Here is a 13,138-nt window from a genome sequence, read left to right as displayed (position 1 = left end):
ACTAGAAAACCGGACAACTTATTGTACGGAATTTTTTCTTTTTAGGTTTACAATCCAAGGTAATTGCCATTGAAATTTCATGCGAACCACCTGTTGAATTATTCAATTTTGAGATGGTAACATCGTAGCTATACCCGAATTTAAAAAACTTAGTTTGGATTCCTGCGAGGGCAATGAAAGCATCTTTATTTCGATACCAAAAGCCCACCACAAAAACACTTTTCTTTAAATATACCCCCAAATTTAATTGTTGAAAATTGGCTTGTTGCTGAAACATAATATTTGGGGATACCGACATTTCGCCATCTTCATTCAATGGAATAACAGCACCGGCATGGCCTGTAAATTTAATTGGAAGTTTGCTTGGACCTTTCACAAAAGCTTCATCAGGCTGATTTATATGATGCGCTGCAAAACCAAAAAAATATTTTTTGCTATATCCTAAAACACCTGCTGAAAAATCTACGCCACTGCGTTTTGTTTTGTCGGCTTGTTCTTGAGTAGGGTAAATAAATCCACTTCTATCGTTAATTTGATCCCCGAAGCGCAAATTACCGAATACTAAATTCTTTTGAAAATAAGTTGCTTGTAAAGCTGCTTTTAAAGAAAAGTGACGATTTACATTTAGCTGATAGGAGTAAATCCCACTGAAATTTGTTGTATTTAAGGTTCCATCCCCCGCCTGATCGCGCGTAATAAGCAATCCAAGTCCACCCGAAATGGGAGCAACATGTTGGTCATAGGATGCGCTGTATGAAACAAAAGCTTTGTTTAAAGCAGGCCATTCGTTTCGGTAATTTAAATTAAAACGAGGGCATTTAGCCGTTCCTGCAAAGGCAGGGTTTAAGTAAAGTGGATTGGCGTAGAACTGTGAAAATGTAATATCCTGGGCTTGCAGTATACCGAGCGAGCCGAATAAAAAAGAGAGTAAAACAATTGCCTTAAAAAAATAGTTTCTTTTCATAGACTTTACAAACACTTGGGTTAAAGAATTGTCAATCAATCTTTGCAATCAAAATCAAAAAACATTCGCGCACAATAATTGTTTTTGTTTTGAGTTATCGATTCAGATTTTAGATTTTTTATGACAATACATTCTTGCAAAAATAGTATTTTTTTTAAAATCTATAACTCAAACTCTTTAATTCAGTAATTTTTAATATTTTTGATAGCGTTAAAATCCTCATGAAAACAAAAATAATTGCTGCCATAGCCATTTGCTTTTTTACCAATTCATTAATCGCACAAAACTTGTATAATCGCAAGCTTATATGGGAAAGCAACAAATCAGAGCAGATTGGAACCAATGACCATGTATCGTTTATGTCCTTTGTTGGTGCCCAGTATACCGGTGATTTATTGCCCCAATTCAGCGAAATAGTTGATTTACCAAATGGAAGCACTTCGGTTAGTGTTGAATTATTGAATGCACAATTCGAAGCAATAGATGCATCCAACTTAAGCGATTTTAAAAATCTAGGCAAATTAGAGCCACAAGTTAAACTGGAGTACAGTATTGAATATGAGAAGAAATTGCCAAAAGCTGTTATTTCTTTGGTTCCGCTGCGACTTAATCCCGAAAATGGTCAAATTGAGCGATTAGTTTCGTTTACGCTTTCAGTTAGCCCTTTGTCAAGCAATTCCTCTTCAAAAAAGACAAGCTTTAGTTATGCTGCGAATTCGGTATTGGCAAGTGGTAATTGGTTTAAGTTTGGACTCACCCAAGACGGAGTTTATAAATTAAGCTATAGTTTCTTAAAGCAGCTGGGATTGCCAATTGATTCTATAAATCCTAAAAACATTCGTGTTTACGGAAATGGTGGCAAAATGCTTTCCTATTCCAATGCAGCATTTAGGTATGATGATTTGCAAGAAAATGCGGTTGAAGTAATTGGAGATTCAGATAACAGAATGGATACTGCTGATTATATTTTACTTTATGGACAAGGTACTTCACGCTGGAATTATACAGCTGCCGATCAGAAGTATCATCACCAATTGCATTTATTTTCGGATACCAATTACTACTTTATAACCTACGGCAATACTAGCGGCAAACGAATTCAAGTTCAACCCTCTGATCAGGCTCAAGCAACCGGAACAAGTGCATCCTTTGATGATTATGCTTTTCATGAAATTGAATCCGTGAACTTCATTAAAACAGGTCGAAATTGGTACGGTGAGAATTTTGGAATCGTAAATTATTATTCTTTTAATTTTTCGTTTCCGAATATTGATTTATCTAGCAATGTTTATTTGAAAGCGGATGTAATGGCCAAATCCGCCCCAGCCTCGAGTTTCAGTATTAATTGCCAAAATGGAAGCATTTTTTTACAACCGGCTGCAGAGATTCCTACTTGTTATTATTGCGACTATGCATTACCGGCAAGTGGAAGTACGGTATTTCAGCCCAATTCTGCCAACTTTGATGTGGGAGTTACTTTTAATAAATCGGCTGCTGCTTTATCTGCAAGTGGTTGGTTGAATTACCTTGAATTAAACGCAAGAAGATTTTTAACGATGACTGGAAACCAAATGCAGTTTAGGGATATGCAATCGGTGGGACCAGGAAAGGTTACTGATTTTACCTTGAGTAGTGCACCGTCAAATTTCAAGATATGGGATGTTAGCGATATAATTAATGTGAAACAACAGCAAACACTGGTGAGTGGTAATAATCAGACATTTAGATTGGAAACAGATGTCTTGAGAGAATTCATTGCCTTTAATGAATCATCCTTTCTCACACCAAGTGCCTTTGGAAAAATTGAGAATCAAAATTTGCATAATTTAAGTGCAGCCGATTTAATCATTATTACGCATCCATTGTTCCTGCCTGAAGCACAACAATTAGCTGATTTCCATAAAAATCATGATACGCTTTCCACTGTAGTGGTAACCCCGCAAGAAATTTACAATGAGTTTTCGAGTGGAATGCAGGACATTTCGGCATTAAAACATTTTGTAAAGATGTTTTATGATAAAGCTACTTCAGCAGTTGATATGCCGCAGTATTTATTGCTTTTTGGAGATGGATCTTATGATAACCGAACGCGTAATACTGTAACCAATACAAATTTTATCCCTACGTATGAATCAGATAATTCTACGGATCAAACAAAATCCTATGTATCGGATGACTTTTATGGCTTGTTGGATGATACAGAGAGTGATGGTTTGGCGCAGCTGATGGATGTTGGAATTGGCAGATTGCCTGCAAAAACGCGAGCAGAAGCTCAAGCCATGCTTAACAAAATAATAAACTATGAAAACGGAGCACCTACAAACTCCGAAGTCTCTACAAGTAATACAAATGCAGATTGGAAAAACGTGGTGTGTTTTGTTGCAGATGATGAAGATGGAAATACACATTTATCAGATGCTGAAACAATTTCCACTTATGTGGATACCAATTATCGAAATATTAATATTGATAAGATTTATTTTGACGCTTACAAACAGGTTTCAACTGCAGGTGGAGAGCGTTATCCGGAAGTAACTGCCGCTATAAATCAGCGGGTAGAAAGCGGTGCTTTAATTTTAAATTATACCGGTCATGGCGGAGAAACGGGTTGGGCACATGAACGTGTGCTTGACGTTTCAACAATAAATGCCTGGGACAATACTACTCGATTACCTTTATTTGTAACTGCTACTTGCGAATTCAGTCGTTTCGATGATCCTGCAAGAACTTCTGCCGGAGAGGATGTTTTATTGAATCCGGTTGGGGGTGGAATTGGATTGCTTACAACCACTCGATTGGTGTATTCGAATCCAAATTTTGTTTTAAACTACAATTTTTACAAAACGGTATTTAAGCCCGTTGCAGGAAAAATGCCCCATTTAGGTGATGTCATCAAAACAACTAAAAATTTAAGTGTTTCTGCAGCAAGTTCAAACCACAGAAATTTTACTTTGCTTGGCGATCCAGCTTTGCGGTTATCCTATCCGCATCAAAGTATTAAAACATCCACTTTAAATACTCAAACCATATCAGTAACTGCCGATACCATGAAAGCTTTATCAAAAGTTACCATAACCGGGCAAATGCAGGATAAATTGGGAAATAAATTGAGTAATTATAATGGTGTAATTTATCCTACTGTATTTGATAAATCTCGCGCCATTACTACACAATCAAACAACACTACGAGTCCAAAGAAAACTTTTTATTTACAGAAAAGTGTTGTTTACAAAGGAAAAGTAAGTGTTATTAACGGAGATTTTTCGTTTACATTTATTGTTCCCAAAGATATTGCATTTAATTATGGCCGTGGTCGTTTGAGCTATTATGCCGATAATGGAGTAACGGATGCCAGTGGGTATAACGAAGATTTTATAATAGGTGGAAATGCTTCAAATATTGAACCCGATAATGAAGGTCCGGCTGTTAGTTTGTTTATGAATAATGAGAAATTTGTATACGGTGGCATCACCAATGAAAATCCATTGCTTTTTGCTAAAGTGGAAGACAAGAACGGAATCAATACAGTTGGAAATGGTATAGGACATGATATTGTTTCGGTGCTGGATGAAAGCACAGACAAAGCAATTGTGTTGAACGATTATTATCAATCGGAGCTGGATAGCTACCAGAAAGGAACAGTGCGGTATCAGCTCAGTAATTTGGGTGAAGGCAATCACACGTTAACACTTAAGGTGTGGGATGTGTACAATAATTCATCTCTATCACGCACAGAGTTTACTGTTGCTAAATCAGCTAAATTAGCCCTTGAAAGGGTTTTCAATTATCCCAATCCATTTACAACCAGTACCAATTTTTATTTTCAGCACAATCAGGCAGATAATGGTATGAATGTTCAAATTCAAATTTTTACCGTTAGTGGCAAATGCATTAAAACAATTGAGCAATTTGTGCGCACCGAAGGGTTTTCCTCTGAGTCGATTCATTGGGATGGTTTAGATGATTTTGGTGACAAAATCGGGAAAGGAGTATATATTTATCGATTGAAAGCAATTGACTCCACAGGAGGGAAGGCCGACAAGTTCGAAAAGCTGGTAATTCTGAACTAAACGGTTTAGCTAAAAAACATATATTTGCACTCTTAATTTTTTTTACAAAAAATGAAACATCAAAAGATAACCGGGATTGTTTTATTGCTTAGCATGTGTTCGGGATTGAACTTGCTGGCGCAAAGCAATAAAATTAGCACAGATGAGCTTTCGGGAAAAGTCAATACAGTTACAACAGCCGTTCCATTTTTAATGATTGGTCCTGATTCGAGGGCAGGTGCTATGGGTGATGCAGGGGTGGCTACTTCACCAGATGCAAACTCAATACATTGGAATCCTTCCAAACTTGCATTTGTGGACAAAAAAATGGGACTTAGCTTATCCTATACACCATGGTTAAGGAATTTGGTTGGGGATATTAACTTAGCCTATTTAGCCGGTTATTATAAAGTAGGTAAAGATGCAACACTTGCTGCCTCATTAAAGTATTTTTCATTGGGAGACATTACCTTTACCGATATTGTTGGTGAAACCATAGGGAATTTCAAACCTCATGAATCCGCATTTGATTTAGCATACGCGCGAAAACTCTCTGATAATTTTTCAGGGGGCTTGGCCATTCGTTATATCTCTTCGGATTTAACCAACGGGATTACTTTAGCAAGCGGTGGATCAACAAAAGTGGGAAGAACTGTTGCTGCTGATATTTCGGGGTATTACAACAATGATAAAATTAAAATTGGTGAGAAAAAAGGAGTAGTGAATGTTGGGTTAAATATTTCGAACATCGGAGGAAAGATTTCATATACAGAAACGGCACAACGGGATTTTATTCCAATTAACATGCGACTTGGAGCCGGATTAAAAATTATTGCTGACGAATATAATACCATTGCATTTACCGTTGAAGCAGGCAAATTACTGACCCCAACCGCACCACTTTATGCGTATGATAGTACAGGTGCTTATATTTATGATTCGGATGGGAATAAAACCATTGAAAAGGGGCAAGATCCTAATCGACCAATTGTATCGGGAATGCTTGGTTCCTTTAATGATGCACCGGGTGGAGGAAAAGAAGAGTTAAAAGAAGTTACGCTTGCCGGTGGTTTAGAATACTGGTATGACAATTTGTTGGCAATTCGTGCGGGTTATTTTAATGAAGCTGCCACCAAAGGAAACCGTAAGTATTTCACCTTAGGTGTAGGTGTTAAATACAGTGCATTTGGGCTCGATTTTTCTTACTTAATTCCTACTGTTCAAAACAATCCGCTGCAAAACACATTACGTTTTACACTGCTATTCAACTTTGATAAAAAAGCAGTTAAGGATGTTCCTACAGAAGAAAGCAATTAATTTAATAAACATAAAATGGCAAAGCATATCCCGGATTTATTCGGGATTTTGTTTTTATACAAACAATAAAATTTAAGGAATTGAAGACAAGAGTAGGATTTGGATTTGATGTGCATCAATTGCGCGATGGACACGATTTTTGGTTGGGTGGAATTAAAATTGACCACAGCAAAGGTGCATTTGGACATTCGGATGCGGATGTGCTCATTCATGTAATTTGTGATGCACTTTTGGGGGCTGCCAACTTGCGTGATATTGGCTTCCATTTTCCGGACACATCAAAAGATTATAAAGGAATTGACAGTAAACTATTATTAAAAAAAGTGGTTGAACTTATTCGGGAAAAGGGATTTGAAATTGGGAATATTGACTCCACCATTTGTTTGCAACTTCCTAAGATAAATCCATTTATTCCGGAAATGAAAAAGGTTCTTGCCGGGGTAATGCAAGTGGAGGAAGACTGCCTCTCTATAAAAGCTACAACTACTGAGAAGCTTGGATATGTGGGTCGCGAAGAAGGGGTGAGTGCTTATGCGGTGGTATTAATTGAAAAACATTGATTTTATTAATTTGTTTTTAATTTTAATTGCGCCTAGTAGTTGGATGTGATTAAGCGCAATGGTTGGTGAAGAAGCTTAAAGTGCGCAAGAGAATTCGGCTTTAATTGCATATCTAAACTATAAAAATCAAGGCTTGTTCTTAAAATGAATAGGCATATTCCACACCAACAATGTAATTCCGTTCCGGATTATTTACGTTGAATTCCCGCTGGTGCATAAAGAAAAAATCGAAGGTTTTTGTTTCACTGTACTGATACTGAAAACCCACATAGTAGCGTCCACGATTGAATTTATTGTTCGCACTTTTGTTCCTATCATTTTTAAACTGATACCTAAATTCGGCAGCTAGGTAAGGACTAATAGCCTTATTTAATTCATAGCGCAAATCAAATTTATTTCGCCAGTAACGCTCCGGGATTTTACCGTCATAGCTGGTATAAAAATCTCGAACTTGGCTCTGTAAGCGAGCTCGGTAAATAAATGTGAAAGGATAGTACTTTTGTTTGAATTGCGCATCCACATAGAATCGATGCCGCCAACTTATGTAATTTTCATCGCGGTATTTTTGTAAAAAACGATATACTAGCGAAAATTTAACAGCCCTAGTAAGCTTATAACTTAAACCCACATTTGTGTAGGATAAATTATAGCGTTGCGCATTTTGAAATAATCGAAATTCTTCGGTAAGGTTTGCTGAAAATTTTCCGTTAATTTTTTTATCCAAACTAATTGTAGTCCATACCCCAAAATCATTTACTTGAGCAAACGACTTTACAGCTAACGCAGTTAGCATCAAAAAGCTAAGCGCATAAACACGAAATGGAGAAAAAGCTATGCTTGTCACCTGATTTAAGAAAGGTCGTAATAATAAACGGTAAGCTCAGCAGTATCCTTTAAAAAATCGATGTAGTTGATGCTTACTTTATGCACATTCAAGCCGGTTCTGGTTTTTAAATCGGCAATTAATTCCGCTTCTTTCTGAGGTTGAATTAAATCAATTTTTTCATATTGAATGAGTTGAGATTTTTCGTTTTTCACTAAGATGTTTCCATCTAAAAAATAGGCAAATAATATGATAATCACATTGATTATTATAGTTTCGAAATAGGTTCCCTTATTAACAGATGTGATTAATCCAACAGCAATGACTGTAAATAAATAAGTCATGTCTTTTGCCGAAATATTTTCGGTACGGTAACGTAACAATGAAAAAACTGCAAAAAGTCCAAATGCTGCCCCCATGGATAAATCCACTTTATTGAGCAAATAGGTAAGAATAAAAATTACGATGTTGAATAAAAAGAACGTAAAGAAGAAATCCTTTTTCTTATAAATTGGAAAGTAAACCATTCTTACCAATGCTGTTACTGAAAGCACATTGATAAGCAATCGAATAAAAAACTTTGGCCCCAATTTGTCAAAAAATTCGAAGGCCGATTTTGCGTCTGTTTCGTTAATTACTTGTTGTAGCAGCATTTATGATTTTATTTAAAGTTAGGATTTTGGGTTTAAAATTATTCTTTTTTACCTCAGGAAAAAGTTGCGTAACTCCAAAGCAATATTTACTCATTGAACTGGAGCGAAAGCGGTAGTGTTTCATTAATTTGTAAAAAGGGGAACGCACATTTACTTTGTTTTGCTTTAATTCAGCGATGACAAGTGGTTCATAATTTAACTCGCTTCCATTTCGAGTGAATTGTAGTTTAACATCTAACGTTAAACGCTCTTCCATTTGAGTATTTACAAGTGTTGCGCGTGAGCAGTTCACGAATAAAATCGGTTTTAATTCAGCAGCTTTGAATCCGGTAATACTCTCTAAAAGTTGTTGGGCATTATTTTTTATTTCTGTTTCAATTCGAGCTTCCTTTATTCTTTTTTTGATGGTGCGGCCCTTATTATTTTTGAATTTAATTTCAAAAAAATGCAGGTTGGAATTCACGTATTTTCGGTAGCGGATTTTATAACGATTTAATTTTTGATTGTGATGACGGATATATAATTCTAAGTCCAGGAGTATCATAATATAAAGTTTCATAAGGGCTCCAGCGTGTACCTTCCACTTCCAATGCTCGGTAATGTTTTGAAATATCAGAAAGCACTGCATCCAAATCCTGCACATGAAAAACGAATTTGGTATCGGTACGGTCCATCAATTTCACACTGTCCATTTCGGCAAGTGTAATGGGTTGGAAGGCGGATATGATTTGGTCGAGGGTTCTCAATTAATAGGTGTATTCGTATTTTTTGGTACTCTCCAGCACATTCTCAGCATTATAGTTTTTACGCTCCGATTTCAATCCTTTTGAATCGTAAGTATAAATCGATTTTTTGAGCACCTTTCCACTTGCATCCATTGTTACCTCAGCGCTTTTATCACCATTTCGATTGTAGGTGAACACCGTTCTGCGAAGGAGCTTTCCGTCTCCGTCATAAACGCTTTCTTCTGTTTTATCATTGGTAGCGTTGTATTTATATGTAACCTTTTTTGAATTAGATTCTTTACTCTCCTTTTCGCCTTTGTTTTCAAAACTGGATTCCTCGAGCAAATTGCCTTTAGCGTCGTACTTTGCTGTTTCTTTCTTTTTTACAGAACCATCCTTGTTATACTCTATTTTTTCGATTGTATTCCCGTCTTTATCAAAAGCAGTATATGTGTCTTTGCGTGGTTCGGGCTTATCCTCTCCGGTATTTATGGTTATCCACTCAGTTGTTGATTTAATTCTAAAGTTCTTAACCTTTTTACTACTTTGAGCTTGAGCCGAAAATATAAAAAGTGAAAAGACCAGACATACTAAAATTGTGTTTTTTTTCATATTTTATTTAAAAATATGGATATCCTCCACATTTAATTTTTGCTTTCGTTCAGTAATGCTTATTGATTTTATGACCGCTATATCCGGATTATATAAATAGTTGGAATTACCATTGGCTTGATCAACAGCTCTCCCGGTTGAATCTTTTGAATACACGAATATTTTATAGTCGCCTTTTTGAAGGTATTTAAATTCATAGGTACCGTCGTAGCTCGCTTTAATTCTATTTCCATAGGAAACATTATCGCCATAGATGATGTAAACATCTACATCGGGAGCATAACCGGAATCACCTTTAATGGTATAGGTTTTATCCCAGTATTCAGCATATACCTTACCTGTAATAGTTGCTCTTCCTCCCTCTCCTGCTTCTTTTTTGCAAGATGAAAATAGTACTGCAATGAGCAGCACAAACACCATGTTACTTTTCATTTTTATTGAATTGCTATTTTTCCGTAATCAATTGAAATACCATCTTGAAGTATTTGAAAGGAATAAATTCCAGCTTGGAAGTTATCGATTTGAATGCTTTGTTTTGCTTGGTCTTTGATTTCTATTCTTTTTACTTCTTCACCCAGTTGATTAAACAGTACAAAGAAAGTATTTTTTTTACTGAATGAAGCTTGCTTGGCACTTAGTACGAAAGAACCTGATGCAGGGTTTGGAAAAACGGTAAATCGTGTGCTCTTGTTTGATACTTGCTTTGTGCCCAAAGTAAAATCATCGTATTTTAAAAGAATCAAATCCTTTTGTGCTGAAGCATTTGAAAAGCTTTCGCCGCAAACAAATACATTGTCGTTTTTAATTGTTATGGAATTAGGTGAATCTTTACCATTACCGGTTCCATTGTAGGCGGCAGTGACCAAAGACAAGCCGGTAAAATCATATTTAATTGTAAAAACATCTAGGTTGGGAACTGAAGCCGTTCCATTATTAACTTCTCCTGTTATGTAGCTGGTTCCAACATTGTCAACTGCAATTGCTTTTGCGGCATCATTTAAATTGCTTGCACCATTGTAGATTCTTGTCCACAGTGAATCTCCATTAGAATTGTAGGCTATTGTAGCAAAATTAGCACTCTGGTTTAAGCCAATTGGATCGTCGTCACTCACACCTGTAACAAACACATTGGCGCTTTGGTCGATTGCTATTCCATTTGCTTCATCGTTAAGGTTATTTGGACCATTGTAGCGTTTCACCCAAAGAAGTGTTCCATTTGAATTAAATTTAGCAGTCGCATAATCCGAATAGAGGTTTCCGAGAGAGGAAGCACTTTTGCCTGTTATATAAACATTCTCAGCAGCATCGATAACCATCCCTGAAGGCACATCATCCCCAAAGGCACCATCGTAAACACCGCCACTTAAAGGGCTTCCACTAAGAGAATAGCTGCGAAATCCATAATCAAAATTAGTTCCGTTCCACACCTTCCCGCACACAAACACAAAATTTTGGCTTACCTTAATGGCAGTAGCCCGGTCTTCGCCATTACCGGTGCCGTTGTATTTTAATGCCCATTGTTGTATGCCGCTGGGGTCGTATTTAATCGTAAGAAAATCATCGGAAAGCGTGCCATTTGTAGTTTCGCTGTAGCCTGTTACATATACATTTCCAGAAGCATCTATATCTAATGCATTTGCTTTGTCGGAACCATTTACCAAAGCATTGTTGTATCTTTTTACCCACACAGAATCTCCTACTGAATTGTATTTAATGGTAACAAAATCATTGCTAGATCCTGCATTTTTAGCAGATCCGGTAACGAATACATTTCCTGCAGCATCTGATTTAATATCATTTGCCGCGTCAATACTAATGGATGATGTGCCATTATAATTGCGAACCCACTGTGTATCGCCCAATGCATTAACTTTAAGAGTGGTCATATTTCTATCTGTTTCTTCTGAGATAGAATAGCCTGCCAAATAAGAGTTCTCGGCTGCATCCACAAAAACCTTGTAAGCATTATCCGAATTATCACCGGATCCGGAATAGGAATTGTTCCAAAGTTCAACTCCAGCAGCATCGTAACAAATAGCAAAGGCATCCTTTTGAGTCAAAGTATTTTCAGAGCTTCCCACCACAACGGCAAACCCGGAATTATTCAGCATTAGCGCTTCAGCTCCTCCGGTTGACACCGCATTTCCTGAGAAGGTTTTAACCCATTGTTGTGTACCGCCACTGTTGTACTTCAAGGTTGTAAAAACATAATTCGTATTAATTGAATTTGGGTCCACATCACTTTGTCCAGCCACAAACACATCTCCCGCGGTATTCACACAAACTCCAATAGGAATATCAGGATTAGTAGCACTACTGTTATAGGTTCGCACCCATTGCTGCGTAGAGTTGGATGCATATTTCACGGTAACAAAATTCCAGTTTCTATTTACCGATGCATCGGCATCACTTTCGCCGGTAACATACACATTGGCACTTGCATCCACTGTAATCGCAATGCCTCGATCATCGTCCACATTGTTGTATACTTTTGTCCAAGCTAGTGTTCCTGCAGCAACCCCATATTTTAAGGTAACCATATCGTCATTGCTTCCATTATCACTTCTTCCGGTAACATAAACAAAGGCAAAAGCAGAGTCAATTGCCATATCAGCAGCTCTGTCACTACTACCGCCATCATAGGTTTTGAGCCATTGTTGAACCCCGGCAGCGGTATATTTTATTGTTGCAAAGTTATCGTCAATTCCGTTATAGATTCTCCCTGTTACATAACAGTTTCCTGCTCGGTCGCATACCACTTTTACCGCCTTATCGGTTCCGGTAATACCATATCTATTGGCCCAGAGCTGATTTCCGTTTGCATCGTATTTTAAGGTGATGTAATCAAAATTATCAATATTGGAGGCATTTCCATCACTTTCGCCACACACAAAAACATTCCCGGAAGTATCTACTGCAATTGAATTTCCGTTATCATCATCTTTGGCAGTATGGTTGTAAAACCTCTTCCATAAGGTATCTCCATTGGTGTTGAGCTTAATGGTTAAAATATCGTTTCCGGTTCCTTTGCCGTTTGCAAAACCGGTTACATATACATTGGCATTTTTATCTACCGCAATTGCTTTTACTTCATCTCCTGAATTATCGGTACCTCTAAAAATTCTAGTCCATAGGGTATCGCCAAACAAATTGAGTTTTGCAACCAAGTAATCTCGATTATTATCAATCGTAACAGTATAACCACCCACATAAAGATTACCGGATAAATCCTTAGCTACACAAGTATACTTGGCCGAATAATCGCCATAAGATGAATACTTTCTTGCCCATTGCTCGGTGATTTGCGCAAACGAAAATAAATGGAGGAACAGAAAGGGTAGAATTAATTTATTCATAAAAGGTGGCGATTTAACGGGATTTAATATTGGGTTAACATTAAGCTTACAAATGTAGCCATTTGAAAAAAAAGAATCG

At 37.0% G+C, this 13,138-nt stretch carries 11 protein-coding genes; 3 read left to right on the top strand and 8 right to left on the bottom strand.

Annotation, left to right across the window (positions count from 1 at the left end; genetic code table 11):
* Window position 1 precedes the first annotated feature (1 nt).
* A complete protein-coding gene (locus tag IPP32_05900) occupies window positions 2–964 on the bottom strand; it encodes a type IX secretion system membrane protein PorP/SprF (protein MBL0047618.1) in 963 nt (320 codons plus the stop codon).
* 221 nt (window positions 965–1,185) lie between these two features.
* On the opposite strand from IPP32_05900, the gene porU reads away from it, so the two are divergent.
* The 3 genes from porU to IPP32_05885 all read left to right on the top strand — a co-directional run bounded on the left by porU (window position 1,186) and on the right by IPP32_05885 (window position 6,890).
* A complete protein-coding gene (gene porU / locus IPP32_05895; GenBank protein MBL0047617.1) occupies window positions 1,186–5,034 on the top strand; it encodes a type IX secretion system sortase PorU in 3,849 nt (1,282 codons plus the stop codon).
* A 51-nt stretch (window positions 5,035–5,085) separates the two neighbouring features.
* Entirely contained in the window at window positions 5,086–6,330 is a 1,245-nt protein-coding gene (gene porV / locus IPP32_05890) for a type IX secretion system outer membrane channel protein PorV (protein ID MBL0047616.1), read from the top strand.
* A gap of 80 nt (window positions 6,331–6,410) precedes the next feature.
* Window positions 6,411–6,890 (top strand): 2-C-methyl-D-erythritol 2,4-cyclodiphosphate synthase, encoded by a 480-nt coding sequence (locus IPP32_05885; GenBank protein ID MBL0047615.1) that lies wholly within the window; start codon window positions 6,411–6,413, stop codon window positions 6,888–6,890.
* A gap of 139 nt (window positions 6,891–7,029) precedes the next feature.
* On the opposite strand, the gene IPP32_05880 is transcribed toward IPP32_05885, so the two are convergent.
* The 7 genes from IPP32_05880 to IPP32_05850 are packed head-to-tail and all read right to left on the bottom strand — an operon-like array spanning window position 7,030 to window position 13,059.
* Window positions 7,030–7,734, bottom strand: a complete 705-nt coding sequence (locus IPP32_05880; protein MBL0047614.1) for a DUF2490 domain-containing protein — start codon at window positions 7,732–7,734, stop codon at window positions 7,030–7,032.
* Window positions 7,735–7,739: 5 nt separating this feature from the next.
* Window positions 7,740–8,366: a DUF4956 domain-containing protein gene (locus IPP32_05875; GenBank protein ID MBL0047613.1), complete on the bottom strand. Its 627-nt coding sequence runs from the start codon at window positions 8,364–8,366 to the stop codon at window positions 7,740–7,742.
* A complete protein-coding gene (locus tag IPP32_05870) occupies window positions 8,344–8,910 on the bottom strand; it encodes a hypothetical protein (GenBank protein ID MBL0047612.1) in 567 nt (188 codons plus the stop codon). The genes IPP32_05875 and IPP32_05870 overlap by 23 nt, the downstream gene beginning before the upstream one ends.
* Entirely contained in the window at window positions 8,849–9,112 is a 264-nt protein-coding gene (locus tag IPP32_05865; protein ID MBL0047611.1) for a hypothetical protein, read from the bottom strand. Before IPP32_05865 ends, IPP32_05870 begins: the two co-directional genes overlap by 62 nt.
* Complete coding sequence (locus IPP32_05860) at window positions 9,113–9,703, bottom strand: hypothetical protein (protein ID MBL0047610.1); 591 nt, start codon at window positions 9,701–9,703, stop codon at window positions 9,113–9,115.
* 3 nt (window positions 9,704–9,706) lie between these two features.
* Window positions 9,707–10,135, bottom strand: a complete 429-nt coding sequence (locus IPP32_05855) for a hypothetical protein (GenBank protein MBL0047609.1) — start codon at window positions 10,133–10,135, stop codon at window positions 9,707–9,709.
* 2 nt (window positions 10,136–10,137) lie between these two features.
* Complete coding sequence (locus IPP32_05850; GenBank protein ID MBL0047608.1) at window positions 10,138–13,059, bottom strand: SBBP repeat-containing protein; 2,922 nt, start codon at window positions 13,057–13,059, stop codon at window positions 10,138–10,140.
* Window positions 13,060–13,138 lie beyond the last annotated feature (79 nt).

This window comes from Bacteroidota bacterium (genome assembly GCA_016721765.1).
In the GTDB taxonomy this organism is placed as follows: Bacteria; Bacteroidota; Bacteroidia; order UBA4408; family UBA4408; genus UBA4408.
The sequence above is the reverse complement of the archived record's forward strand: the minus strand, read 5'-3'. Positions and strand labels throughout refer to the sequence as shown.